This is a genomic window from Streptomyces sp. SPB162 (assembly GCF_029504575.1).
In the GTDB taxonomy this organism is placed as follows: domain Bacteria; phylum Actinomycetota; class Actinomycetes; order Streptomycetales; family Streptomycetaceae; genus Actinacidiphila.
Genome location: NZ_JAQFII010000001.1, coordinates 368791 through 393606, shown reverse-complemented (window position 1 = coordinate 393606; position 24816 = coordinate 368791). Strand labels below are relative to the sequence as shown.

Below are 24816 nucleotides of genomic sequence, written 5' to 3'. Positions count from 1 at the left end.
GCCCACGCCGTGGAACAAGGAGAGAACACGTGAAACGACACCTGACGGCGTTCGCCGCCATGGTGGCCCTGGCGGCCGGAGCCGGTGCGATCTTCGCCGGCGCCGCGCCCGGCCGGGCCGACGCCGCCGACCGCGGCAACCCGCACGGCGTCACCGGCGACCTGGCGCACTCCTCGACCCGGCCGATCGGCAAGGCGGAGGCATTGGCGCACCCGGAACGACTGGTCACCCTCGCCAAGAGCCTCAAGGTGCGGGTCGTCACCGCGCGACTGCCGCTGACGACCGATCAGGGCGCCCTGTGGCCCAGCGACTCCGACCCGCGGTGGCTCATCAGTTGTAACGAGAGCGACCCGGACCAGCCGGGACTGCTGCGCACGGAACTGGCGACCGGGAGGTCCCAGACGATTTTGACCGGTGCCGAGGCCTGCGACCCCGTCCGGCGCACCGCCTGGGGAACCATCGTCATCGGCGAGGAGACCGGTGGCGGGCCGGAGGGCGGCCGGCTCTACGAACTGATCGACCCGCTGCACACCACGGGCGTGACGCTCGACCGCTCCACCGGCCGCTTCAGCGGTGGCACCGGGGCGGCGAACCTGACCGTCAGGCCCGGCATCGGACGGATGTCCTACGAAGGCATCTCGGTGCTGCCCAACGGCCTGCTCTACTACGCCGACGAGAACCGCCCCGACAAGGGCGCGCCCGGCGGCGCGCTGTTCAAGTTCGTGCCGGACAAGCCGCGTGCGGCGGGCGCCGGCGCCGTCCACCGGCTGAGCGAGTCGCCGCTCGCCTCCGGCCGGGTCTACGGGCTGCGGCTGGGCCGTTACGAGGGTGGCCGGGACTACGGCCAGGGCACCCAGACCGGACAGGGCGCCTGGATCCCCGTCCCCGACCGCACCGACCCCGACCTGACCGGGGCCACCGAGGCGCTCCATCTGACCGGCCTGTACCGGCCGGAGGACATGGACCTGGACGGAACCGCGCTCGCCGCGGGGCAGGTGCGCGCCTGCGTCAACGAGACGGGGGACGAGGACGAGGCGCAGAACTGGGGCCAGTCGGTGTGCCTGACCGACGGGACGGTGGCCACCGCCGTGACCAACGCGGCGATCCCGCAGCTCCAGCTGTTCGTTCCGGGCAGTCCGGCGGTCAACATGCCCGACAACATGGCCTTCCGGCCCGGCCGCGGCACCTGGGTCGTGCACGAGGACGGTGACACCGAGAGCGATCTGCAGGGCTTCCACGGCAACGACCTGTGGAGCTGCCTGCCGGACGGCTCGGACCCCGACCTGCAGAGCGACGGCTGTGTCCGGGTGGCGACCGTCAACGACCCGATGGGCTCGTTCACCGGGGGCGTCTTCGACGCGTCCGGGCGCCATCTGTACGTGATCGTCCAGTACAACGTCACCGGACACGGCGTACTGCTCGACATCAGCGGGTGGAAGTAGCCGATGTACATCTCGGCGAGCAGCACCACCAGTGCCGCCGACGGCGCCCCGGGCCTCCGCCCGGGGCGCCGGGCCGGACTGCTGCGCTCGGTCCCCGCCAACGTGGTCGCGCTCGGCGCCGTCAGCATGGTCACCGACGTCTCCTCGGAGATGGTCAGCGCGGTGCTCCCGCTCTACCTCGTCCTGCAACTGGGCCTCAGTCCACTGGCGTTCGGCATGTTCGACAGCCTGTACACCGGTGCCTCCGTCCTGGTGCGGCTCGTCGGCGGCCATCTCGCCGACCGCCGCCGGCGCCGCAAACTGGTCGCCGGGATCGGCTACGGGCTGTCGGCGGTGTGCAAACTCGGCCTGCTGGCCGCGGGGAGCTCGGTGGGTGCGCTGGGCGCCGTGGTGGCCGCCGACCGGGCCGGCAAGGGCCTGCGCACCGCACCGCGGGACGCGCTGATCTCCCTCAGCACACCGCCGCAGATCCTCGGGCTCGCCTTCGGCGTGCACCGGGCGATGGACACCGTCGGCGCTTTCATCGGCCCACTCGCGGCGTTCGCGGTCCTGGCCGCGACCGGCACCGCCTACGACGCGGTGTTCGTCGTCAGCTTCTGCGTCGCCGCCCTCGGGGTGGTGCTGCTCGTCTCACTCGTGCGGGACCGGCAGGATCCGTCCCCGGACCGGCGGGAGCCCGCGCTGCGCGCCGCGTTCGGACTGCTGCGCGCGGCCGCGTTCCGCCGCACCTGCCTGCTGACCGCCGCACTGGGTCTCGTCACGGTCAGCGACTCCTTCGTCTACCTGTTGCTGCAGCGGCGGCTGGGGATCGCCCCGGAGTACTTCCCGCTGCTGCCGCTCGGCACCACCGGCGCCTACCTGTTGCTCGCCGTGCCGCTGGGACGGATGGCGGACCGCACCGGCAGGTTCAGGATGTTCCTCGCCGGCCATGTGGCGCTGCTCGGCGCGTACGCGATGCTGCTCGGACCCGCGGGCGGGCTGCTCGTCCTGATCCCGTCGCTGCTGCTGCACGGGGTGTTCTACGCCGCGACCGACGGCGTGCTGATGGCCGCGGCCGGCCCGCTGCTCCCCGCCGGGCTGCGGACCAGCGGCATGGCCCTGCTGCAGACCGGCCAGGCGGGCGCCCGGGTGGTCTCCTCGATCATCCTCGGCGCGGCCTGGACGGCGTGGGGGCCGCGCACCGGGCTCGCGGTGATGGCGGCGGGGCTGGCGGTGTGCCTGCTGGTGGCCCGGTTCGGCTTCCCGGCGGACGCCGCCGGGACCGGCGGCCCCGACGCACCTCCCGATGTCCTCTCGCACCACCAGGAGACCAGCGCATGATCGACATCCGCCGGCACGCTCATGTCCGGCTGCTCGCCCCGGTGCTCGCCCTGCTGGTGCTGGCCGGGCTGGGGGTCGGCTACAGCGTGCACGCCGCCCGGCGCGAAGCGGTTCCCGCCTTCCACGGCGAACCGATCGACACCGGGCGGCCCGGACAACTGCTCTTCCGGGACACCGCTCCCGGGGCCGGTCACGGCAACGTCGCGGCGGTGCCGGCCGGCGGACCCGGCGCTCCCCGCACGGTCGGCGGGCTGGGCTGTGAGCGGTTCTACAGCGCGGCGGGCACCGGCGTCTGCCTCGTCACCGGCACCGGCGCCCTGCCCAAGACGTACGCGCTGATCGTCGACCGCCAACTGCGCGAGGTCCGCCGGGTGAAGCTGTCGGGCATCCCCAACCGCGCCCGGGTCTCACCCAGTGGGCGCATGGTCTCCTGGACGGTGTTCGTGCAGGGGGACTCCTACAATCGGGGCGGCTTCTCCACCTGGACCGGGATCCTCGACACGCGCACGGGTTACGCGGTGCTGAACATCGAGGACATCCCGCTGTTCATCGACGGCCGCCGCTACCGGGCGTCGGACGTCAACTTCTGGGGGGTGACCTTCGCGGCGGACGACAACCGCTTCTACGCGACGGTGACGACCAAGGGCAAGACGTACCTCGTCCAGGGCGACTACGGCACGTGGCAGGCGCACACCCTGCGGGAGAACGCCGAATGCCCCTCCCTGTCGCCGGACGGCACCCGGGTGGTGTTCAAGAAGCGGGTCTCCGCCGACGCGGCGCGGCCCTGGCGGCTGCACGTGCTCGACCTGTCGACGATGCGGGAGACCCCGCTCGCCGAGACGGCGAGCGTGGACGACCAGGCCGCGTGGTTCGACGGGAACACCGTCATGTACGCCAAGTCCCGGGGCAAGGGCGGGTCCGACGTCTGGGCGGTCCCGGCCGACGGGACGGGTCGGCCCCGTGAACTCATTGTCGACGCAGCGTCACCAAGTCGCTGACGGAAGGGTTCCGGGCACACACGGTGGCCGCCGGTGGACCACCGGCGGCCACCGGGCCTTCACTGTGTGAAACCTGAGTCCGGGTACAACTCGGACGCGGAGCACCAAGAGGGGGCGTACGAGCGCCGTCGGGCCGTGCGCTGTCACGAAGTTGCGTCAAAGGCGAACCCAAACTGCGGCTCAAGCGTCTAAAGGAGCGAGCACAACGAGCCCGCCGGGCACAGCCGTGGCGGGTGCTGGAGAGTCAGGAGCGCGTAATGGACCCGGAGCCGGTCGTTGACGTCAGTAGACGCGTCGTCTGTCCCCGCTGCCACAGAGTGAGATGTATCTGCCCTTGAGCCGGGCGAAGCCGGCGGTCTGCCAGGTGCCGCCGTCGGGCGTGACCGTGAAGGCATCCACCCCCGGCAGGCCCTCCAGCCACCCGTGAGCCCGCTCGGCGCCCATCGCGCAGGCGGCGGTGGCCCACGCGTCGGCGTCGCCCAGGGCGCGGCAGACCACCGTGACCGAGGCGAGGGGATCGGCCGGGGGCGCGCCCGTGTGCGGGTCGAGGATGTGGCAGCCCCGTTCGGCGGGTCCCGAGGTGGCCACGGCCAGCGTCTGCCGGGTCTCGACGACGGTCACGACGGCACCGGGCCGCAGCGGGTCCGCGACCCCCACCCGCCAGGGTCCGCCGTGCAGTTGCACGTCTCCGCCGCCGTTGACGCAGACGTCGGGCGCGCCCGCGGAGTGCAGCATCGCGGCCACCCGCTCCACGGCCCAGCCCTTGACGAGTCCGGTCGGGTCGAGCCCTCCCGCGTAGCGGGCGCTGAACCAGCCGCCGCTGCGGTGTTCGGCGTCGGCGCACAGCCGCAGCACCTCGCGTACCTCCGGCGAGCACCCGTCGGCGGTGAGTTCGCCGCGGGCCAGCCGGCTGACCTGGCTGCCGGGCCGGTAGGGCGAGAACTCCTCGTCCACGTGGTGCAGCCAGGCCGTGGCGGCGGCCAGCGCGGTGCGGGTGCGCGGACCGGTGTCTCCCCGGACGTCGAACGAGAACACGGTGCCCATCACGTGCTCGACGTGCCGCAGTCGCTGCGCGGAGTCAGCCATGGGACCTGTCCAGGGCGCTCTGCAGGGAGCTGATGTACCCCTCGCTGGTGTAGGTCGCCCCGGAGACGGTGTCGATGTCCGCGCTCTGCGCGTCGAGCGCCTCCTGTGTCAGCTGCGGGACGGAGAAGTCGGTGATCTCCTGGTCGCGGCCGTTCTCGTCCGGTACCTGGAGCACGGTGACCGCGGTGATCTTCGCACCGCTCAGGGTGACCCGCACCTGCACGGGCCCGAACCGCGTCTGGACGGTGTCCCCGTCGACGGTGCGGGCCGCGCCGGAGGCCGAGCCCGTGGACGGCGCCGGGGCGGAGCCCGTCGCGGTGGGCGTGGAGGAGCCGGAGTCCGTGCCGGCCCGTGCCACCGACTGCTGCTGCGCGTGCGGCTTCAGGGACAGCAGGAGGACGACGCCGGTCACGGTGGCGGCGGCGCTCAGCACGACGCGGCGCAGGGGATGGGTTCGCATGGCGCTCACAGCTCGAAGGATTCGTGGTGGATGTGGGCGGCGGGCACCCCGGCCGCGCGCAGGGCGTCGTACGACTCAAGCGCCATGCCGTCCGGCCCGCACAGGTACACGTCGTGCTGTCCGATGTCGGGCAGTATCGTCCGCAGGCCGGTGGTGGTGATGGCGGCACGGGTGCCGTCCGCCGCGTTGACGGCGTAGTACAGGCGGGCCCCGCGGGAACGCGCTATCGCCTCCAGTTCCGCGCGCAGCGCCAGGTCGTCGGCCGTGCGGCCCCGGTACAGCAGCGTCAGGTCGCCGGGGCGGGCGGGGAGCGTCTCGAACAGGGCGCGCAGCGGGGTGACCCCCACGCCGCCGGCGAGCAGCAGCACCTTGGACCGGGTCCGGCGGGCGGAGGTCAGCGCCCCGTAGGGTCCCTCCGCCCAGACGCGGGTGCCGGGCCGGAGCAGGGCCAGCGCCGCACTGTGGTCGCCGAGCGCCTTGACGGTGATGCGCAGCTGGTCCGGGCCTGGGGCGGCCGACAGCGAGTACGGGGTGGAGGTCCACCACAGCCCGTCGGCGAGGAACCGCCAGCGCAGGAACTGGCCCGGCTCGGCGTGCAGTTCAGCCAGCCGGCGGCCCCGGATGATGACGGAGACGACGCCGGGCGCCTCGCGCACGGTGGCGGCGACCCGCAACCGGTGGCGGAGGTTCAACCGTACGGGGGCCAGCACGCGGAACCACACCACCAGGGCCGCGACGCCGAGGTACAGCACGTACCAGGCGTTCTGGGCCGCCGCGTTCCCGGCGAAGTCGGCGCCGAGGGCGAGTTGGTGGCCGAAAGCGAGGAAGAGCGCGAGGTAGGTCAGGACATGCAGGTAATACCAGGTCTCGTAGCTGACCCGGCGGCGCACGGCCCGCGCGGAGAGGACGCCGGTGGCGAGGAGGATCAGCCCGGCGATCGTCCCCTTGAGCATCTCCGGGTAGTCGAACACCACGGTCGTGGTCTCGTGCACCAGGCCGGTGTGGGCCTGGACCGCGTAGCCCCAGACGATCAGGACGATGTGGGCCGGCAGCAGGCAGATGGTGTAGCGCCCGGCCATCGCGTGCCAGCGGGCCACCCGGTCGCTTCCCACCCCGCGTTCCAGGGCGGGCACCCGGGCCATGAGGGCGACCAGGACAGCGCAGCCGTAGCCCGTGAGGAGGCCGGCGATCCGGCCCGCGCCGATCAACCACCCCGCCGGTCCGACGACCGCGGCGGTGTCGTGCCACCACAGGGCGAGCACCGCGACCGCTCCGGCCCCCGCCAGGGCGAGCACCGGTCCGGCCGGTGAGCGCCGGCCGCGTGGAGCGGGCGGTCTGCCGTGGCCGGCCGGCGCGGAACCCTGCCGGCCCGCCTGATGACCGTAGGTCGTCGCCACGAGATGTCCCCTTTCGTCGGCTGACCGCCCACTGTGTCGCCGCAACCTCTGAATCAGCTCTGAAAGGGATGTCAGGGGCGGGTCTCATGGGAAACTCAGAGGTGGGGGCGGCATGCTGGACCGACCATGGACATCCCTCCCGCGGCGCCCCCGCCACCCTCCCTGACCCGCCCGGACGGCACCCCGGTCCGGGTCCTCGTCGTGGACGACGAGCCGGACCTGCTCGAGGTCCTCGCCGGCGTTCTGCACTACGAGGGCTGGCAGGTGCGTACCGCCGCCGACGGGGCCTCGGCGCTCACCACGGCCCGCGACTTCGAGCCCGACGCCGTCGTCCTCGACATCATGCTGCCGGACTTCGACGGACTGTCCGTGCTGCGCGGGCTGCGGGACCGGCAGCCCGGGATCTGTGTGCTGTTCCTGACCGCCCGCGACGCCGTCGAGGACCGGATCGCCGGCCTCACGGCGGGCGGTGACGACTACGTCACCAAACCGTTCAGCCTCGAGGAGGTGCTGGCCCGGCTGCGCGGTCTGCTGCGGCGCGCCGGCATGAGCGGGCAGCGGTCCGAGGGGGCGCTGCTGTCCGTCGGCGACCTGGTCATGGACGAGGAGGCGCGCGAGGTGACCCGGGGCGGGCTGACCATCGAGCTGTCGCCGACCGAGTTCGAGCTGCTGCGGTACCTGCTGCGCAACCCCCGCCGGGTACTGAGCAAGGCGCAGATCCTGGACAGCGTCTGGTCGTACGACTTCGGCGGCCAGGCCCACATCGTGGAGCTCTACATCAGCTATCTGCGCAAGAAGATCGACGCCGGACGGGTGCCGATGATCCACACGGTGCGGGGCGCCGGATACGTCCTCAAGCCGGCTACCGCGTGATCGGCCCGCGTTCCCTGCGCGCCCGGCTGACCTGCGGACTGGTGGTGCTCCTCGCGGTCAGCTGCGCGGCCGTCGGCATCGCCGCGGTGCTCGCGCTGCGGGGCTTCCTCACCGAGCGTCTCGACCAGCAGCTCGGCGACGCGGGCGGGAAGTTCCCGGCGAGCCTGGAGCACGCGGGGGAGCGCGGCGGACCCGGCGGGGAGAAGCACGCTGACACCCGTCGCCAGTCACCCGGCACCTTCGGCGCGCGGCTCCTCGCGGGAGTGGTCACCGACGCCGCGGTGGTGCGCTCAGGCACCGACACCACGGTGGAACTGACCGCCGCCGACAAGGCGGCCCTGGCGGCCGTCCCGGTCGACGGCCGGGCCCACGACATCGAACTGTCGGCGCTGCGCGGCTACCGGGTGAAGGCCGTGGCCGGCAACGACCAGGACCTACTGATCACCGGTCTGCCCCTGCACGGTGTCGAGGAGACCGTGGAGCGCCTCGAGCTGGTCGAGGCGGCGGTCTTCGGCGGGGCCCTGGTGGTGACCGGTGTGGCCGGGGCACTGTGGGTGCGCTGGTCGCTGCGGCCGCTGCGCAGGGTCGCCGCGACCGCCACGGCCGTGACGCGGCTGCCACTGGACAGCGGCGAGGTCGCGCTGCCGCTGCGCGTTCCGGACGCGGATCCGCGCAGCGAGGCGGGCCAGGTCGCCACCGCCTTCAATCTCATGCTCGGCCACGTGGGGGACGCCCTGTCCAAGCGGCACACGAGCGAGGAACGGCTGCGCCGGTTCGCGGCCGACGCCAGTCATGAGCTGCGTACCCCCGTCGCCTCGGTGCGCGGCCACGCGGAACTCGCGCTGCGCCACCCGGGACCGGTTCCGGCCGAGGTACGGCGCTCGCTGGAGCGGGTGGCGGCGGAGTCCGCGCGGATGGGCGAGATGGTCGACGACCTGCTGCTGCTCGCCCGGTTGGACGCGGGCCGGCCGCTGGAGCGCCGGCCGGTGGACCTGACCCGGCTGGTGCTGGACGCGGTGGACGACGCGCGGGCCGCGGGACCCGGGCACCGGTGGGTGCTCGAACTGCCCGAGGAGCCCGTCACCGTCCCCGGCGACGCCCATGGGTTGCAGCAGGTGGTGACCAACCTGCTGGCCAACGCGCGGGTCCACACCCCGGACGGGACCGAGGTCGCGCTGCGGCTGCGGACCGTTCCGGCGGGCGACGGGACGGCCGGAACGGTCGAAGTGCGAGTCGCGGACAACGGCCCCGGGGTGCCGGAGGCGGTCCGCGCGACGCTCTTCGAACGTTTCGCGCGGGCCGACCGGCGGCGAGCCGGCGCGGGCAGCGGCGCGGGCCTGGGGCTGGCCATCGTCGCCGCCGTGGTCGAGGCGCACGGCGGTACGGTCACCGCCCGCAGCAGGCCGGGACGCAGCGAGTTCACCGTGCGGCTGCCCCAGGGTGATGCGGACGGCGACGCGCCGGACGGAGCGGATCAGGCCGCGGGGCCGCGGTAGCGCGGGCTCCCGCGGCGTGCGTTCCCACCCGGCGGGCTCAGGGCCAGTCCTGGGACATCGAGCGGTCCTCCCGGGCGATGGACTTGCACAACTGCCGGACGAGGGTGTGCGGGCCGACGTGCTTGGCGGCCAGTTCCAGCGCCCTTTCGACGGCGAAGTCGAACGGGTCGCGCAGGATCTCGGCACGGTGTCGCGGATCGGCGGCCGCGGCGGCGAAGAGCGACTTGAAGGTGCCACCCTCGCGCGCGGACCAGGCGTCGAGCAGCGCGACGGTGTAACTCCGGCCCGCGGAGGCGTGGCTCTCACCGGCCCCGGCGTCCGGGCCGGGGGTCCATTCCCCGCCCTCGGCCCGATGGATCCGCATGAGGTAGGTCACCGCGGCTTTGGTGAGGGTGTAGAGCGTTTCGTCGTCGAGTTCGAGCAGCAGGTCGATCCTGCCGCGGGCCGTGGCCGACTCGCCGAGAGCGGCTTCGGCGACGGCGGCCTGGAGCAGTACATCGCCCCGCTGGAGGGCATTCATGTCGAGCACGGAGATCCTTGGGTGTGTGGCCGGAGGGTTCGCGGAATCGCGACGCTAGGCCGTGTCTGACACATACCGGCGTCCGCCCGGAGGGCGGGGCCCGGGGCGTCTGGTGCGTGCGATCGCACGGCGGAGGGTCGCCCCTGTACTGGACGTACCGGGGCGGGCCCGACAACTGGGGGCCCCTCCCAGCGGTAGCTGGGGGAGAGCGCGTGTGCCAGGCGTCCCGGGCCAGGCGGGATGTGTCAGACACGGCCTAAGCGGTCCCTCCAAGCCTGTCACCGCCCCCTCGCGCGGCACTGGAATCCCCCTCGGGCCCGCCGGCGGGCCTCGCCCGGCCGCCGCTCGTCCATCGCGGCGGCCGGGCGAGCCGTTCTACGCGCTGCGGCAGAGCATTCCCCTGCCGGTCGTCCGGACGACGCTCATCCGCCAGGCGTCGAACGTCACGGACTCGCCCGGCAGTATCAGCAGGCCGTCGTCCCCGTCCTGCCATGTCTCGCCGATACGGCGTACCTGGACCGCCGGACCCCCGACGCCGGCCATGAAGATGGTCGGGTCGATCTCCCATCCGCGCGCGTCCAGCCAGGCCTCGAGCGCGGCGGTGTCCTCCGCGTCCGCCCCCCGTGGCCATAGGAATTCCGTCATGCCGTTCCCCATCCCCCGTACGTCCCCCGTAGCGCTCGTGGACCGAGCACGCTGATCCTGTCAGGCCCCACTGACAAGTCGCTAAATTTTGGGTATACGCGGACGGTGACCCCTGACACCCCCTCCACGAGGGCGGCGCTCGTGACCGGATATGGCCAGACCGGGGGTGGCGGCCCGGGAGAGTCTTACCTCCTCAGCGGGCTTCGGCGCCCGTCCCAGGAGGATCAGCACGTGTTCACGAAGCTCACGAAGGTGTTCCCTTTCCAGCCAGAGCACTGGCCGCGGTGGCCGGCCGGAGCGCCCGCACCACCTCCGAGGTGGCCGAGGCGGTGGGCGTCACTCTGCCCGGCGTCAGCTACCAGATCGGGGTCCTGCGGGACGGCGGGCTCGTGGACAGCCGCCGCGACGGCAAGTACGTCCTGCACGCGGCGACCCCGCTGGGCCTGCGGCTGCTCGGCGGGGGAGCGCCGGACCTGGCCGACGCCCCGCTCCCGCGGGGCCCGTTCAGCGCGTGCTCGTAGTGACCGCCCGTCCGTCCCCTGGGCCGGCGGACGCGGGGCAGGGCGGGGGAGCGAGCCGGGAGACCCGGTCGGCGACCGGTACCGGGGAGCGCGGGACCGACCGCCGGGTGGGGTCGGGGGTGCCGACGTACAGCCAGCCGATGAGTCCTTCGTGCGGGGCCAGGCCCAGCAGCGTCCGGGTCCCGACGGAGTCGACGGACGAGCCGGTGCGCCAGATGCTGCCGAACCCGCGGTCGTGCAGCAGGAGCATCAGGGAGTTGACCATGGCGCCGCTCGCGGCGAGCTGCTCCCAGTGCGGCACCCGGTGACTGCGTCGCGGCACGAAGACCAGGGTCGCGAGGAGCGGGGCGCGCAGCGGTTTCCGCGTCTCGCGCCGGACGGTCTCCGCGTCGGTGGCGCCGGACGCGAAGGACGCGCCCAGCGCCGCCCGGCTCTCGCCGCGCACGAGGATCCACCGCCAGGGACGCAGATGGCCGTGGTCGGGCGCGGTCGCCGCCCAGCCGAGCAGGTCGGTGAACTCCTCGTCGCTCGGGGCGGGATCGAGCAGCCGGTGCTCGCTGCGGCGGGTGCGGACGGCGGCTTCCAGTTCCATCAGCGGACGCTCCCCCTCGCGCCGTGCGGCCGGCTCACGTGCACCGCGGCGGCAGCCAGAACGACCGCACCCCCCGCACCGCCGCGAGGCGGTCCCGTGCCATGCCGGTCGCGGCGGCGGCCGTGCTGATGTTCAGGTTCTTCGCCCGGGTGAAGATCTCGACGAGCCGCTCCGGGATCAGTTGCGCGCGCTGCCTGACCCGGGCCATGTCGTGCCCCGCCGGGTGCAGTTCGTCGACCACCTGGATCAGGCCGAGCGCGTTGATGACGAAGTCCGGTGCGTACAGGATGCCGCGGGCCGCCAGCCGGTCGGCGACCGCCGGTGCGGTGAGCTGGTTGTTGGCCCCGCCCGCGACGATCCGGCAGCGGAGCTTGTCCACCAGACCGGTATCGATGACGTTGCCGACCGCGTTCGGGCTCAGCACGTCCACGTCGAGCAGGTAGAGCTGCTCCCGGCTGACGACCTCCGCCCCGCACGCGTCGGCCACCTGCTCGGCCTTGTCCTGGTCGATGTCGGCCACCGTCAGTTGCGCGCCGGCGTCGGCCAGATGGGCCGCCAGCCGGGCACCCACCTTGCCGACCCCGTCGAGGGCGATGTGGCGGCCGTCCAGGCTGTCGCTGCCGTAGAGGAACTCCAGGCACGCCCGGATGCCGAGGCTCACCCCGTAGGCGGTCATGGCACCCGACTCACCCGAGCCGCCCTCCTCGACGTCCAGGCCGCGGATCCACTGCGACTCCTTGCGCATCACCCGCAGGTCGGCGGTGGTGATGCCCATGTCGCAGGCGGCGATGAAGCGCCCGGACAGACTCTCGACCGCCTGCCCGAACGCGCGGAGCAGCGTCTCGGACTTCTCGACGCCGGGGCTTCCGAAGATGACGGCCTTTCCGCCGCCGATGTCGAGACCCGCGCAGGCGGCCTTGTACGTCATCGCGCGCGAGAGGCGCAACGCGTCGTCGATGGCCTGGTCGTCGTCGCGGTACGGAAGGAAGCGGACGCCGCCGAGCGCGGGGCCCAGCAAGGTCGAATGGATGGCGATGACGCAGCGGAGCCCACCGGGGCCCGAACTGAGCAGCACCTGTTCGTGGCCGTCCATCTGCTTGAACACGCTCATGGTCCACCCCTGGGTCCGTCGGTGACAGCCGGGCCGGCGGCTCCGCCCGCGGGCGTGAACCGCCGGCCCGTCCGGCAGAGAGTTATGCGGCCGGTCGCAGCCCGGACGCGAGCAGCGCCGCGTCCAGGACGTCCCACAGCGCGCACAGGGACTCGAGGAAGTCCTCCACGCCCTCCTCGATCCGCGCGCTGTTCGAGGAGTCCATGACGGAGGAGACGGCCAGGATCACGTTCGCCTCGTGCTGCTGCTCGGCACCGGCGTCACCCCAGTGCTCCGCCATGTAGTGCATCTCCGGCTCGTCGATGTCGGCCTTGTAGTGACCGGAGTCGATGAGCGCGCGCTTCTCGCCCGGGATCAGGGACTGATTGGAGATGATCTCCAGCGCGAGCGCCGTACCGAGGTTGCGGACGGTGGTGTCCGCGTCGGAGGAGAACCGGCGCCGGAACACCTCGATGGCGGCCGCCGCCTGGGGCGTCAGGCCCGTCGCGAGGTCGTACCCCGGCAGTCCGGCCAGCAGCCGGTCCGACGAGCTCTTGAGCCATTCCTCGACGCGCTCGGTGTCATAGACGTCGTCGAAGACCTGGGCGCCGGTGCGGTTGACGATGTGGCCCGCCATCGTCGCCAGCTCCGGGCCGTGCCCGGACTCGCTGTCGACGATCTCCTCGATGAGGACCGCCTGCTCCTCCCAGCCCAGACCGCGCAGGGCGGTGGGGAAGTCGCCACCGGGGCGGGTGGAGGCACAGAACGACTGCACCTGGTGGAAGAGGGCGCCCGAGACCTCGGCGGACGGGGGCGCCGCGGCCCAGTGCTCGTAGAGCGGGTGGTCGAAGACGCGGTGCGTCTTGATCCGGTCGATCAGCATGTCGGTCGTCGTCATCGATTCCTACTCCGGTGAGGTGGATGGTTCCGGGGAGGTGGATCGGGCGGGGAGGGCGGGCCGGCAGGGCGGGCCGGCGGCGCGGCGCTCAGGCGAACTGCAGCTGCGAGGGGTCGACCTTGGGGACGGAGAACCCGATCTTCTCGATGTGCTCGGCGATCGCGGCCTTGTACAGCTCGCGCAACTCACCGTTGTCGTTCTTGCGCAGGCCCCACCGGACGGCGAGCCGCCCGCGGCGGGAGTCGGGCCGGCCGAACATGTCCAGCGCCATCGGATAGAACTTGTCGAGCGCCTTCTGGGCCCGGTCCCGCGACGGCGCGCCGGCGTCGTAGGACTCCTGCATCAGGCGCTTGCCGTAACCGAAGTGCCGGGCCTCTTCCTTGAGGATCGCGTCGGCCTCGACCCGCAGCGGCCCGTAGGTGCTCGTGGTCATCTCCTTGATCTGGAAATGCCCTTCGAGCTCGCACAGGAAGCTGAACGCGGCGCGCTCCTCCCAGACGGTGAATTGCGTGGTCATGCTCTCGGCCGGGAAGTAACGCCGGTCCGCGACCGCCTGATTCACCATGTGCGACGTGTCGACGCCGAGTGGGGTGAGCAGCTTGGCGAAGCGCCGGAAGTGGTCCACCTCTTCCATGCCGAACTTGAGGCACATATAGCGCTCGTCGGCATTGGGAGCCAGCGGATAGAACGAGTCGACGTAGGTGTCGCCCGCGCTCAACTCGCCTTCACCGTTGGCGAGCATCTGATGCGTCAGCACCTCCCGGTATTCTTCCGGAAGTTCCCCGACGCTTTCCAAATCCACGGTCTCCGAAAAGACGGTCGCCATACGAATTCTCCTCCGGGTAGCTGATGAAATTCAGCCTATCCGGGGGGTTCACGGCGTCGGTAGGCCACGATGGGGCCCTATCGGCGGGGAACGAAGGGAGTATGCCGGTGGCACTTACGGGGTATCCAGGGGGTGCTCGCGGAGTACCTTCCGAGCCGGCGGTGCCGGCTGCGACCGGGGGACGGCTGGAGGTCTCAGACCGCGTTGCGCTCCGGTGGCCGGATGTAGGTCAGGGTGTGGTGGGAGACGAGCTTGCCGGCGGTGTCGGTCGTGGCGGCGGTGCCGTAGACGATCAGGCGGCCGGGCCGGACGATCGTCGCCTCGCAGACCAGATCGGTGCGCGCCGGGCCGAGGAAACTCGTCGTCATCTGCTGGGTGACGGAAGGATCGTCCTCGCCGAACAGCGACATGATCGCGATCCAGCAGGCGACGTCGGCGAGCGTCATCGCGCAGCCGCCCTGCAGGACACCACCCGGGCGGAAGAGTTCCGGGCGCTGCGGCAGCGAGACCTTGGCCTGTCCCTTGCCGACGGCTTTCACGCGGAATCCCCACCAGGGCCCGAAGGGGCTGTCATCGAGAACGGCCTGAGCTGCATCGACATCCATCATCGCAATAACATAGCATCGTTCGGTATGTCGACGCGCAGATCCAACGTGGAGCGAACCCAGCGCACCCGCGCCCAACTGACCCGTCAAGCCCGGCAGTTGTTCAGCGAGCGCGGTTACTCCGCGACGACCATCGCGGAGATCGCGAGGAGTTCCGGGGTGACGACCGGTGCGCTGTACCACCACTGGGCGGGCAAGGAGGCGCTGTTGGTGGATGTCGTGCACGACATCCACCGTGAACTGGCGCTACGGATCCAGGCACTCGATGTCGAGGACGAACCCGTCGCGCGGCTGCTCCGCTCCGGGCAGGAGTTCCTCGCCCTGTGCGCCGATCCTGCCGTGGCCCGGCTGCTGCTGCTCGACGCGCCGGCGGTGCTCGGGTACGAGCGATGGCGACGGATCGACGAGCAGTGGTGGCTGTCGGCGACGATCCGACTGGTGGAGCGGGCCCGTCCCACCACCGGACCCGGTGGCAACTCCGGTGACCCCGGCCTCGACGGCGCCGAGACGTCCCGGCAACTCGCGCTCGCGCTGCTGGGCGCGCTGACCTACCTCGGGCACGAGGTCGCCATGAAGGGCGTCGCGGCGGTCACTGGCACGGGACGGACGTACGACGTGCTGCTCACGTCCCTCCTGAAGTGATCGGAGCGGTCGCGCCGGGCATCGCCCCTCACCGCTTGGGGCCGAGTTGGGAGACGAGCAGCGCCGCTTCCACCCGGTTGGAGGCCGATAACTTGATCATCGCGCGGTGGACGTGTTTCTTGACGGTGTTCTCGGCGATATGCAGGGTCGAGCCGATCTGTTTGTTCGTCATCCCGTCGGCCAGCAGCAGGAGTACGTCGTTCTCCCGCGAGGTGAGACTTGATATCGCGACCGGGTCGGACGACACCGGATATTCGGTGCTGATATCGGAGAGCCGTTCATGGGGCAGGAGATATACCGCACAGCCGCGATTGACCAGGGAGATCACGCTGGCGAAGTCCTCCTGCAGGATCTCCAGGTCCATGAAGCCGGCGACCTTGGCCCGCAGGGCGTCCTGGATCGTGACGAGGGAGTCGTGGCACCACAGGACGATGATCGAGGTATGCGCGCCGACCAGTCGGACGAGATGTCGGAACCGCTCGGCTGTCAGGGTGCGGAGATTGAGCAGGACGACGTCGGGATCCGCGCGGTCCACCGCGGTCAGGACGCCGGCCTCGTCATGGGCCACCGCGACCACGTCCAGTCCTGGAGCTTCCCTGGTCATCGCCATGAGACCGGATCGGGTCACGACCTGGTCATCGGCGATCAGCAGTTGTATCTGAGCCATGTGCGGCGTCCTGCCTTCCCCCGTATGGCCGTCTGCGGTCCTCTTGTGGAGAGCCGTGTCTGACGACCACAAGATCGAATAAAGTCGGAGAACCGACCGCAAACAAGCCGCGTCTCCCCATGGTCAGGGGGAGGACGCGGCAACGAGGTCAGTTTTCCCGCTGGTCGGCACAGCGCACTTCCTCAGGGAGTAAAGCGATCCAAAAACATTCCGCGCGGACGGGAAACGGGCGCACAGCGGAAGAAGGCCTACGTGCGGGTTGTCCGACGTGTGGCCTTCTATGGTTCATTTGGACCCGCGCCGAAGCTTACATCACGGTAACCCACATGGGGAGACATGAATGAGATATTCCGGATAGGGCTATTGACAGCTGCGCCGACTGCCTGAATGAGCCATTGCTTCCGAAAACAATCGGTTCTTCGGTGACCTGGAATGGTTCCGACGCGCCGACGGCTCACGGACCGGGCAGCAGGTCGCCTGGTCCGTGAGCCGTTCGTGGGGCATGGGGTCGGGAGTGGGTATCAGCAGCCGAGGTTGTTGCCCGCCGGGACTCCGAGGATCTGGACGAAGCGCTGGTACGCGTCGATCCGGCTCTGGACCTGGGCGGGGTTGCCGCCGTTGCACTCGATGCTTCCGTTGATGCTGCGGATGGTCTCACCGAAGCCGGCGCCGTTGACCATGGCGTTGTGCGGGGTCATGGTGCCCGGTCCGCTCTGGGTGTTCCAGTACCACAGGCCGGTCTTCCAGGCGACGGCCGAGTCGGTCTGCACGAGGGAGGGGTTGTGCAGCAGGTCGATGCCGAGCGCGTCGCCGGCCGCCTTGTAGTTGAAGTTCCAGCTCAGCTGGATCGGACCGCGTCCGTAGTACGCGGACTGGCCGGCGGGGCAGCCGTAGGACTGGCTCGCGTCGCAGTAGTGCGGGTAGTTGGCGGTGTTCTGCTCGACGATGTAGACGAGTCCGCCGGTCTCGTGGTTGACGTTGGCCAGGAACGCGGCGGCTTCCTGGCGCTTGACGGTGTCGCTCCCGGTGTTGGCGAATCCGGGGTAGGCGCTCAGGGCCGCGGTCAGGCCGCTGTAGGAGTAGAACGAGTTGCGGCTCGGGAACATCTGGTTGAACTGCGCCTCGGTGACCGGGAAGCCGCCCTGGCTGGGCGGCGGCGTGGTCGACGAGCCGCCGCAGGTGTAGGGCTCCCAGTACCAGGTGCTGATGACCGGGTCGTAGCCGGGATTGTCGTGCTCGGCCTGGTACGCCTTGCCGTCGGTGTACTTGACGATGTCACCGGTGACGTACGCCCGGCCCGCGACCCACGCGGGGTAGTCGCACGATCCGGTGCCGCCGGTACCACCGGTGCCACCGCCCGTGCTGCCGCAGGCGCCCTGGTCGGCCCAGACGGCCGCGGTGCCGGGGGTCTCGTTCTGGGTCCACCACTTCGCGGACCAGTTGTGACCGTTGTAGGACGCCGACAGCCCGCCGGTGTACACGGTCGAGGAGTTCCACGCGGTCGTACACTGCGCGGCGGAAGCGGTGGACGCCAGCGGTACGAGGACCGCCAGTCCGACCGCGACGATCAGAGCGGTGAGAAACGCCATGATGCGTTGTTTGGACACGGGGCCACTCCTAGTGGGGGGTTGAGTGGAGGATCGTCCTGCACTTAATCGGATTGGTCTGGACCTGTCAAGGTCTGGACCAACATTCCCCGAGGTGGCGGCCGTTCGGTGGGGGAGGCGCGGTGAAGCCGTCGACGACGCCTGCGATAGCCTGCCGAACGGCGACCGCTGAGCGACGGACGGGACCGGTACGGAACGATGGCGTCAGAGGACAGCGCGAGGTATCCGGCGGGCCGGACGGCGTTGGTCATCAAGATTCCGGAGGCGGAACAGCTCGTTGGCCCGTGGCGGGGGCGGTTCGACCCCGCGGCCGCGACCGGGGTCCCGGCGCACGTGTCGGTGCTCTACCCGTTCCTGGACCACGCGCGGATCGACGACGGCGTCATCGAGGCCCTGGAGACGACGCTGGCCGCGCACCCGCCGTTCGAGACGCGCTTCCGCCGCTGCGGACGATTCCCCGGCATGCTCTATCTCGCCCCGGAGCCGGACGGCCCCCTTCGCGCGCTCACCGCCGGCGTCGTCGACCGCTGGCCGGAGGCGCCGCCGTACGGTGGCCGCCATGCCGACGTGGTCCCGCACCTGACCGTCGCCTACAGCCCGGATCCGAGCGTGTTGGACACGATCGAAACCGAGCTGACGGGCGGGCTCCCCTTCACCGGTCGCGTCACGGCGGTCCAGCTCGTGGTCTGGGACGGCGAGCGCTGGCACGACGGGCGGACGTTCCCGCTGCGCGGCTGAACCTCCCGACCCCGGATCCCACTGCCGGGCCGTGCGGGTCAGGTCAGGAGGCAGGGGCAGGACGTCACGCTCTCCAGGTCCACCGGGCAGCCGTTGTCCGGTCCTCTGACGCAGGCCCCCTCCCCGCAGCACGCGCAGTCGCCGCAGGAGGTCGAGAGCAGCCGCGGCTGCCGGGACATCCGGTCCGGTCCGTTCACATCACGATGTTCTTCCACAGTGGACTGATATCACCCCTGTGCGCGGTGCGCGCGTGGTCGGTCCGGCGCGGGTGCCCCGAGCGGCGTCAGGCGGGGCAGCCGCCGTCGGCGATGACGAAGTAGCCGTTCGGGGCCTCCTGGAGGGTGTGGGTGGTGAAGACGTTGTCCAGGCCCATGTTCTGGTTCGAGCCGTTGGCGTAGGCGTAACCGCCGCTCTGGTGCGCGCGCCCGGCCGCCACATGGCTGTAGTTACCGGCGGTGAAGCACCGGGGTGCGGCCCCGGTTGTCGTCGCCGTGACCGTCGCCGAGACGGAACCGGTGGCGCCGGAGGAGTCGACCGCGGCGACGGTGTAGCCGTAGGCCGCCTCGGGGGCCAGCCCGGTGTCGGTGTACGACGTCGAGGCGGTGGATCCCGCGGCGGTGCCGTTGCGCCGAACGGAGTACGAGACGGCGCCGTCGACCGCGTTCCACGTCAGGGAGACGGTGCTGCCGGTGGTCGCGGTGACCCGCAGGCCGGTGGGCGCGGGAAGGGGGCCGGGCGCGGTGGGGGAGCCGTCCAGACCCCAGAACGTGGCGGTGTGGTAACTGGAGCAGACGGTGTCGAGGAAGTAGGCGCCGGCGGTGCCGCACTGGTCGTCGCCGGAACCGGGGTCCACGGCCAGCCCGTGGCCCATGCCGGATATCGAGTACAGCGCGACGACGGGACGGCCCGCGCTGTCGGCGTAGGTGCTGACGGTGGTGTTGCCGGGCAGGCTCCGCGTGCTGGACGCGGTCTGACCGATGCCCTGCACGTTGGTCCACTGGTCGCGCAGCTCGGTGGCGTTGACCGGTTTGACGGTGGTGTCGGACGTGCCCTGCCAGATCGCCACCCGCGGCCACGGTCCGGTGTATCCGGGGAAGGAGCCGCGGACCGTGTCGCCCCACTGCGCGGGGGTCAGGTTCCGGGTGCCGTTCTGGCAGGAGGAGGCGGCGTTCTGGGTGGTCGCGCACTGGGCGGGCAGCCCGGAGTCGATTGATCCGCCGGCGAACACGTCGGGGTAGTCGGCGAGCAGGTCGGCCGCCAGGCCGCCGCCCGCGGACAGGCCCGTGACGAAGATCCGGTGGCGGTCCGAACCGAGCTGGGCCTGGGCGTGGTCCACCATCTGCAGCACCGAGGCCGCCTCGCCGCGCCCTCGGGTGTCCTTCGTCGCGTCGAACCAACTGAAGCACGACAGACTGTTGTTGACCGCGCTGGTCTGCGGGTAGACCACGGCGAAGCCCCACAGGTCGGCGAACTTCTGCCAGCCCGAGTGCGTGTGGTAGTCGTTCGCGGTCTGCGTACATCCGTGCAGCGCGAGGACCAGCGGGGCGCCGACGGGAAGGTTCGCCGGCGTGTACTGGTACATCGTCAGGTTGCCCGGATTGGAACCGAAGCCGGTGACCTGCTGGTAGGTGCCGCCCGCCGCGGCGGCCGGCCCGCTCACCAGTCCTGCGGCGAGGAGCCCGAGGACGACGATCACGTTGAGGCGCCGGAAGAGGCCGCGCAGGATGGATGCGGTCATGACGAGCCTGCCGTTTCCATGAGGTGCCGGGCCACCTCGCGGGCGCCGTCGTCCCCGATGAGGATGGTGTAGTGGTTGGTGCCCGCCAGCATCAGCGGGGTGACGACACGACGGTCCAGGCCGGCCGCGGCCAGGCGTTCCTCGTCGTACAGCCCCTGCGGCTCGTCCATCAGCCCCCGCTCGGCCCACAGCAGCCGGGCGGGACAGGGCAGGTGGTGGACGGCGGCCAGCACGTCCTCGGAGAACAAGTCGACGCCGTCGGTGCGGACGGCCTCGATCCGGCAGGAGGAGCGCAGTTCCGGCTCCTGCCCCACCAGGTCGCGCTGGACGTAGTCGTCCACCCAAGGCCCCCAGGACGAGCCGAAGGCCGGGTGCGCCTGCCAGAAGGACCGGTAGCCGGCGCGGTCGGGGAACGTCATCGACAGGCGGCTCATGGCCGGCCCGATCACCGCCGTGATCAGCTCGTCGGGTGCCAGCTCCAGCGGGGCCGGAAATCCGACGGCGCCGTCCACCAGCAGCAGGGAGGAGAACCGGTCCGGGTGGCGCACCGCGGCCAGGGACGCCGTGAACGCGCCCATGGAGTGCCCGGCCAGCAGCACGCGCCGCGCCCCGACCACCGCCGCCAGGGCCGCCGCGTCGTCGGCGTGGCGCGCGATCCCGTACGGTCCCGGCAGCGCGGAACTGCCCGCCCGCCCACGCAGATCGGGGGCGATCAGTGTGACGCGGCCCGCCAGGTGGTGGGCGACGCGTGCCCAGGACAGGGCGTTGCCGGTGATGCCGTGCAGTGCCAGCGCCACCGGCGCGTCCGGCACGGTCGCGGGCCAGCGCAGCACGGCGAGGTCCCCGCCCTCGACGGGAACGGTGAACTCCTCGAACGCCGCGGGTTCGACGGCGGGGGTGGGCGTCTGCGTCATGGCGCGGGGATCTCTTTCCGTTCGGTGGGCTCGGCGTCGGTCATGGTGCGGCCGGTGGCTCTCGGGGTCCGGGTGGCGCGGATCCGTTCCGGCAGCCGCACCACTCCGCCGGGCAGCAGGTACACCACGGCGACGAAGACGGTGCCGAGCAGGAACAGGGGCTGGGAGAGCGGTACGCGCAGCACCGCGGGCAGTCCGGCCACCGCGCCGGACCCGGCCAGGTCGCCGAGGCGGTGGTCGGCCCACGGCCCGGTCTTCGTCGCCGTGGTGTAGGTGTACAGGACCCCGCCGACGAGCGGTCCCCAGCGTGAGCCGGAGCCGCCCAGGACCACCATCACCAGGAGCGACAGGGTGACCGCGCCGGACCCGGCCAGGTCGCCGAGGCGGTGGTCGGCCCAGGTGTACAGGACCCCGCCGACGAGCGGTCCCCAGCGTGAGCCGGAGCCGCCCAGGACCACCATCACCAGGAGCGACAGGGTGAAGTTCGACGTGGTGGTCTGCGGGGTGGCCCCGCCCGTCAGCAGCAAGTAGACGATGCCGCCGAGCGCCGCCAGGGCGCCGGACAGGACGAACGCCACGAGCTTGAAGCCGTAGGGCCGCAGTCCCAGCACCTCCACCCGGCGCTCGTTCTCCTTGATGCCCTCCCAGACCCGGCCGGTGGGAGAACGCACCGCGCAATGGACGGCCACCAGCGTGACGACCAGGTAGGCCAGGGCGATCCAGTACAGGTTGACGGTGTTGTCGATACCCACCAGGGAGGCGGGCAACCGGTCCGCCGGGGCGGCCCGCCCCTCCTCCCCGCCGGTGAGGCCGCCCGGGTCGCGCTGCACGAGGATCGACCCGGCCTGGGCGAACGCCAGCGTCACCATCGAGAAGCCGATACCGCTCACCCGCAGGCCGACGGAGCCCAGCAGCGCGGCCAGCGCCGTGCCGAAGAGCAGCGCGAGGAGCGCCGAGGTGAGGAAGGGCAGCCCGGCCTCCAGCAGGAGCGTGTTGGTGGCGTAGCTGCCGGCGGCGAAGTACAGGGCGTGGCCGAAGGAGAGCAGCCCCGTACGGCCCAACAACAGGTCGTAGCCGGTGGCCAGGGCCCCGAAGACCAGGCACAGGGCCAGCAGTTGCAGACTGCCGGGGCTGCCGATCGGTCCGTCCAGCAGCCCCGGCAGGGGCAGTGCGCTGTAGGGCGCGGCGAACAGCACCAGCAGCACGACGGCCGGCCACCAGCGGGTGACCCGACGGCGACCGCGGTCGGCGGCGGTGGCGGGGCGTTCGCGGACGGGGTCCTGCGTCTGGGTCGTGGTGGTCACGCGAGTCTCCCGGTGAGGCCGCGCGGCCGGACGAGGAGCAGCGCGGCGAGCAGCACGACCACGGCGAGGTCGCCGAGTCCCGCGGTGGTGTAGTAGTTGGCGAACTGTTGGACGAGACCGACGGCGACCGAGGCGAGCGCGGCGCCGGTGACGGACCCCAGGCCGCCCATCACGACCACGACGAAGGCGAAGATGAGCAGCGAGGTGCCCTGACCGGGGTCGACGGATCCGAAGTACAGGCCGCTGAGGGCGCCCGCCAGCGCGGCCGCGGCCCCGCCGATGGCGAAGACCAGGGTGAAGGCCCTGCGGACGTCGATGCCCAGCGCCGCGACCATGGCCCGGTCCTCGACCCCGGCGCGGACGACGAGCCCGTGCCGGGTGCCGCCGAGGAAGAGCCTCACAGCGGCGAGCACCACCACGGCGGCGCCCGTCAGGACGAGGCGGTTGACGGGTACGTGGGCACCCAGCAGTACGAACGTGCCCGACAGCGCCCGCGGCCCGGGGAAGGGGCGGGCGTCGGCTCCCCAGATCGCCGAGAGCAGCGCGGGAACGGCCAGTCCGACGCCGACGGTGGCGAGGACCTGCTCACGAGGGCGCGCGTACAGCGGCCGGATCAGCGCCAGTTCGAGGAGCACGGCGGCCAGGGCTCCCGTCCCGGTGCCGAAGGCGACGGCCAGGACGAACCCGAAGCCGCCGGAGCCGGCTCCCGGGAGGTGGCCGGAGGCGGCCCACCAGGTGCCGTAGGCGCCGATCGACAGCAGCGCGCCGTGCGCGAAGTTCAGGACGTCCATGAGGCCGAAGATGAGGGCCAGTCCGGACGCGACGAGGAAGTACAGCGCCCCCAGCCCCAGTCCGGTGAGAGCGAGCAGCACGATGGTGGGCATCAGACGCCGCCCTTCTCGAAACGATCGGTCCCGGTCGGCGCTCCGCCGGCCCGCCCGACGCCCAGCAGGCGACGCATGGCCTCGGGGTCGGCGAGCAGGGCCGCGGCGGGGCCGCGGTGCGAGGTGCGGCCGTCGGCCAGGACGACGCAGTGCTCGGCGAGCCGGCGCACCATGGAGAGGTTCTGTTCCACGAGCAGTACGGGTACGGCCTGCGCGGCGCGCTCCAGCACCCCGGCCACTTCGGTGACGACCCTGGGCGCGAGCCCCTTGGTCGGCTCGTCGGCGATGATCAGCCGGTTCCCGTTCAGCAGGGTGCGCCCGATGGCGACCATCTGCTGCTGTCCGCCGGAGAGCGTTCCGGCCGCCTGCCGTGCCCGCTGCCGCAGTTCCGGGAAGAGCTCGTGGACCAGGTCGTAGGCGGGTTCGCCGGCCCCTCGCCGCTCCGCGAGCCGCAGGTTCTCCGCGACCGTGAGACCGGCGAAGACCCCGCGGTCCTCGGGCGCGTACCCGATGCCGCGGCGGACCAGCGCGTGGGTGGCCAGCCGGACCGTCTGTTCGCCGCCGAGCAGGACGCTGCCGGTGCGCGGGACGAGTCCGAGGATGCCGCGCACGGTGGTGGTCTTGCCCGCGCCGTTGCGGCCGAGCAGCGCGGTCACCCCGGCGGCGGCGACATCGAGGTCGACGCCGTGCAGGATGTGCCGTCCGCCGATGACGACCCGCAGGTCGCGGACGGCCAGCAGGGGTGCCGCCGCGCTCACAGCGCCTCCCCGAGGTAGGCCTGCTGCACGGTGGCGTCGTCCATCACCGTCTGCGGGGTGTCCAGCGCCAGCAGCGTGCCGTGGTGCATCACCGCGAGCCGGTCGGCCAGGCCCAGCAGCACCTCCATATGGTGTTCGACCATCAGTACGGTGCGGCCCTCGTCCCGGTGCAGGGAGCGGATGAGGTCGGTCAGCGCGGGGACCTCTTCGGCGCTGACGCCGGCCATCGGCTCGTCGAGGAGCATCAGCCGCGGTTCCCCGACCAGGAGCACCGCCAGTTCGAGTTGGCGCTTCTCGCCGTGCGACAGGCTCGCCGCCGGGGTCTCGGCACGCTCCCGCAGACCGGTGCGCTCCAGCACCTCGTCGACCTGCCGCTGACGGCGGTCGGCGCGCCGCCAGATCCGGTACGAGCCTCCCGCGGCCGCCTGCGCCGCCAGCCGTACGTGGTCGGCCACCGTCATCGCCGGCCACAGGCTGGAGGTCTGGAAGGTACGGCCGAGCCCGCGCCGGGCCCTGGCCGGTACGGACTCGGCCGTGATGTCGGCACCGTCGAGTCCGATGGTGCCCCGGGTGGCCGGGACGAGTCCGCTGATGAGGTTGAACAGGGAGGTCTTGCCGGCCCCGTTGGGACCGATGAAGGCGAGGAACTCGCCCTCGTGCACGTCGAAGGAGACGTCCTGGACGATGGTGGCGCCTCCCACGTTCCAGCCGACCCCGTCGAGCCGGAGAACCGGAGCGGGGCTCGTGCCGGGTCGGTCCCCGGCGCCCTGCGGTGTGCGGGTCGCGGAGGTCATG

The 24816-nt window shown here is 71.8% G+C and carries 26 protein-coding genes; 8 read left to right on the top strand and 18 right to left on the bottom strand.

Translation table 11 applies throughout. From position 1 onward, the window contains the following. The first annotated feature begins 29 nt into the window (after positions 1–29). From M2266_RS01835 to M2266_RS01825, 3 genes are read left to right on the top strand one after another with little or no spacing between them, the layout of a single operon-like run. Positions 30–1442 (top strand): alkaline phosphatase PhoX, encoded by a 1413-nt coding sequence (locus tag M2266_RS01835; protein WP_277436478.1) that lies wholly within the window; start codon positions 30–32, stop codon positions 1440–1442. 3 nt (positions 1443–1445) lie between these two features. Beyond that, positions 1446–2762 (top strand): MFS transporter, encoded by a 1317-nt coding sequence (locus M2266_RS01830; RefSeq protein ID WP_277436477.1) that lies wholly within the window; start codon positions 1446–1448, stop codon positions 2760–2762. Continuing rightward, positions 2759–3760 carry a hypothetical protein gene (locus M2266_RS01825; RefSeq protein WP_277436476.1) on the top strand — a complete coding sequence of 334 codons (1002 nt, stop codon included), beginning with the start codon at positions 2759–2761 and terminating at the stop codon, positions 3758–3760. Before M2266_RS01830 ends, M2266_RS01825 begins: the two co-directional genes overlap by 4 nt. Positions 3761–4042: 282 nt before the next feature. Here M2266_RS01825 and M2266_RS01820 read toward each other — a convergent pair whose 3' ends face one another. The 3 genes from M2266_RS01820 to M2266_RS01810 are packed head-to-tail and all read right to left on the bottom strand — an operon-like array spanning position 4043 to position 6601. Continuing rightward, positions 4043–4846 carry an FAD:protein FMN transferase gene (locus M2266_RS01820; RefSeq protein WP_277436475.1) on the bottom strand — a complete coding sequence of 268 codons (804 nt, stop codon included), beginning with the start codon at positions 4844–4846 and terminating at the stop codon, positions 4043–4045. Next, positions 4839–5306, bottom strand: coding sequence for an FMN-binding protein (locus M2266_RS01815; RefSeq protein ID WP_277441035.1), 468 nt, complete (start codon positions 5304–5306; stop codon positions 4839–4841). Before M2266_RS01815 ends, M2266_RS01820 begins: the two co-directional genes overlap by 8 nt. Positions 5307–5311: 5 nt before the next feature. Further along, positions 5312–6601: a ferric reductase-like transmembrane domain-containing protein gene (locus M2266_RS01810; protein ID WP_277441034.1), complete on the bottom strand. Its 1290-nt coding sequence runs from the start codon at positions 6599–6601 to the stop codon at positions 5312–5314. Between the two features lie 228 nt (positions 6602–6829). Between M2266_RS01810 and M2266_RS01805 the strand changes: the two genes are divergently transcribed. Beyond that, entirely contained in the window at positions 6830–7576 is a 747-nt protein-coding gene (locus M2266_RS01805; protein WP_277436474.1) for a response regulator transcription factor, read from the top strand. After that, positions 7573–9072, top strand: a complete 1500-nt coding sequence (locus M2266_RS01800) for a HAMP domain-containing sensor histidine kinase (RefSeq protein WP_277436473.1) — start codon at positions 7573–7575, stop codon at positions 9070–9072. The genes M2266_RS01805 and M2266_RS01800 overlap by 4 nt, the downstream gene beginning before the upstream one ends. A gap of 37 nt (positions 9073–9109) precedes the next feature. Here the strand turns inward: M2266_RS01800 and M2266_RS01795 are convergent, their stop codons facing one another. Both M2266_RS01795 and M2266_RS01790 read right to left on the bottom strand, forming a co-directional pair. Continuing rightward, the gene (locus M2266_RS01795; RefSeq protein ID WP_277436472.1) at positions 9110–9601 is read right to left on the bottom strand and encodes a hypothetical protein; all 492 of its coding nucleotides are present in this window, start codon (positions 9599–9601) and stop codon (positions 9110–9112) included. A 366-nt stretch (positions 9602–9967) separates the two neighbouring features. Beyond that, a complete protein-coding gene (locus M2266_RS01790) occupies positions 9968–10237 on the bottom strand; it encodes a hypothetical protein (RefSeq protein WP_277436471.1) in 270 nt (89 codons plus the stop codon). A 284-nt stretch (positions 10238–10521) separates the two neighbouring features. Here M2266_RS01790 and M2266_RS01785 point away from each other — a divergent pair, with 284 nt between their 5' ends. After that, positions 10522–10758: a winged helix-turn-helix domain-containing protein gene (locus tag M2266_RS01785; RefSeq protein ID WP_277436470.1), complete on the top strand. Its 237-nt coding sequence runs from the start codon at positions 10522–10524 to the stop codon at positions 10756–10758. Here M2266_RS01785 and M2266_RS01780 read toward each other — a convergent pair. The 5 genes from M2266_RS01780 to M2266_RS01760 form a co-directional block, all read right to left on the bottom strand. Next, positions 10742–11350: a nitroreductase gene (locus M2266_RS01780; RefSeq protein ID WP_277436469.1), complete on the bottom strand. Its 609-nt coding sequence runs from the start codon at positions 11348–11350 to the stop codon at positions 10742–10744. The genes M2266_RS01785 and M2266_RS01780 overlap by 17 nt on opposite strands. A 34-nt stretch (positions 11351–11384) precedes the next feature. Beyond that, a complete protein-coding gene (locus tag M2266_RS01775) occupies positions 11385–12461 on the bottom strand; it encodes a Glu/Leu/Phe/Val dehydrogenase dimerization domain-containing protein (protein WP_277436468.1) in 1077 nt (358 codons plus the stop codon). An 82-nt stretch (positions 12462–12543) separates the two neighbouring features. Further along, positions 12544–13338, bottom strand: a complete 795-nt coding sequence (locus M2266_RS01770; RefSeq protein ID WP_277436467.1) for a hypothetical protein — start codon at positions 13336–13338, stop codon at positions 12544–12546. Between the two features lie 88 nt (positions 13339–13426). Continuing rightward, positions 13427–14164 (bottom strand): Phenylacetic acid catabolic protein, encoded by a 738-nt coding sequence (locus tag M2266_RS01765; protein ID WP_277436466.1) that lies wholly within the window; start codon positions 14162–14164, stop codon positions 13427–13429. A gap of 194 nt (positions 14165–14358) precedes the next feature. Next, positions 14359–14772, bottom strand: a complete 414-nt coding sequence (locus tag M2266_RS01760) for a PaaI family thioesterase (protein ID WP_277436465.1) — start codon at positions 14770–14772, stop codon at positions 14359–14361. 24 nt (positions 14773–14796) lie between these two features. Here M2266_RS01760 and M2266_RS01755 point away from each other — a divergent pair, with 24 nt between their 5' ends. Further along, entirely contained in the window at positions 14797–15411 is a 615-nt protein-coding gene (locus M2266_RS01755; RefSeq protein WP_277436464.1) for a TetR/AcrR family transcriptional regulator, read from the top strand. Positions 15412–15439: 28 nt separating this feature from the next. Here the strand turns inward: M2266_RS01755 and M2266_RS01750 are convergent, their stop codons facing one another. Then, positions 15440–16078, bottom strand: a complete 639-nt coding sequence (locus M2266_RS01750) for a response regulator transcription factor (protein ID WP_277436463.1) — start codon at positions 16076–16078, stop codon at positions 15440–15442. Between the two features lie 521 nt (positions 16079–16599). Then, a complete protein-coding gene (locus M2266_RS01745; protein ID WP_277441033.1) occupies positions 16600–17667 on the bottom strand; it encodes a glycoside hydrolase family 19 protein in 1068 nt (355 codons plus the stop codon). A 216-nt stretch (positions 17668–17883) separates the two neighbouring features. On the opposite strand from M2266_RS01745, the gene M2266_RS01740 reads away from it, so the two are divergent. Then, positions 17884–18423, top strand: coding sequence for a 2'-5' RNA ligase family protein (locus tag M2266_RS01740; RefSeq protein WP_277436462.1), 540 nt, complete (start codon positions 17884–17886; stop codon positions 18421–18423). A gap of 283 nt (positions 18424–18706) precedes the next feature. Here M2266_RS01740 and M2266_RS01735 read toward each other — a convergent pair whose 3' ends face one another. Genes M2266_RS01735 through M2266_RS01710 form a run of 6 tightly spaced genes read right to left on the bottom strand, consistent with a single transcriptional unit; the run spans position 18707 to position 24815 of the window. Next, a complete protein-coding gene (locus M2266_RS01735; protein ID WP_277436461.1) occupies positions 18707–20161 on the bottom strand; it encodes a PHB depolymerase family esterase in 1455 nt (484 codons plus the stop codon). Continuing rightward, positions 20158–21075 (bottom strand): alpha/beta hydrolase, encoded by a 918-nt coding sequence (locus tag M2266_RS01730; RefSeq protein WP_277436460.1) that lies wholly within the window; start codon positions 21073–21075, stop codon positions 20158–20160. Before M2266_RS01730 ends, M2266_RS01735 begins: the two co-directional genes overlap by 4 nt. Continuing rightward, positions 21072–22379 carry a branched-chain amino acid ABC transporter permease gene (locus M2266_RS01725; RefSeq protein ID WP_277436459.1) on the bottom strand — a complete coding sequence of 436 codons (1308 nt, stop codon included), beginning with the start codon at positions 22377–22379 and terminating at the stop codon, positions 21072–21074. The genes M2266_RS01730 and M2266_RS01725 overlap by 4 nt, the downstream gene beginning before the upstream one ends. Beyond that, entirely contained in the window at positions 22376–23263 is an 888-nt protein-coding gene (locus tag M2266_RS01720) for a branched-chain amino acid ABC transporter permease (protein WP_277436458.1), read from the bottom strand. The genes M2266_RS01725 and M2266_RS01720 overlap by 4 nt, the downstream gene beginning before the upstream one ends. Then, a complete protein-coding gene (locus tag M2266_RS01715; protein WP_277436457.1) occupies positions 23263–24021 on the bottom strand; it encodes an ABC transporter ATP-binding protein in 759 nt (252 codons plus the stop codon). The genes M2266_RS01720 and M2266_RS01715 overlap by 1 nt, the downstream gene beginning before the upstream one ends. Then, positions 24018–24815 carry an ABC transporter ATP-binding protein gene (locus M2266_RS01710; RefSeq protein WP_277436456.1) on the bottom strand — a complete coding sequence of 266 codons (798 nt, stop codon included), beginning with the start codon at positions 24813–24815 and terminating at the stop codon, positions 24018–24020. Before M2266_RS01710 ends, M2266_RS01715 begins: the two co-directional genes overlap by 4 nt. Position 24816: the final 1 nt, after the last annotated feature.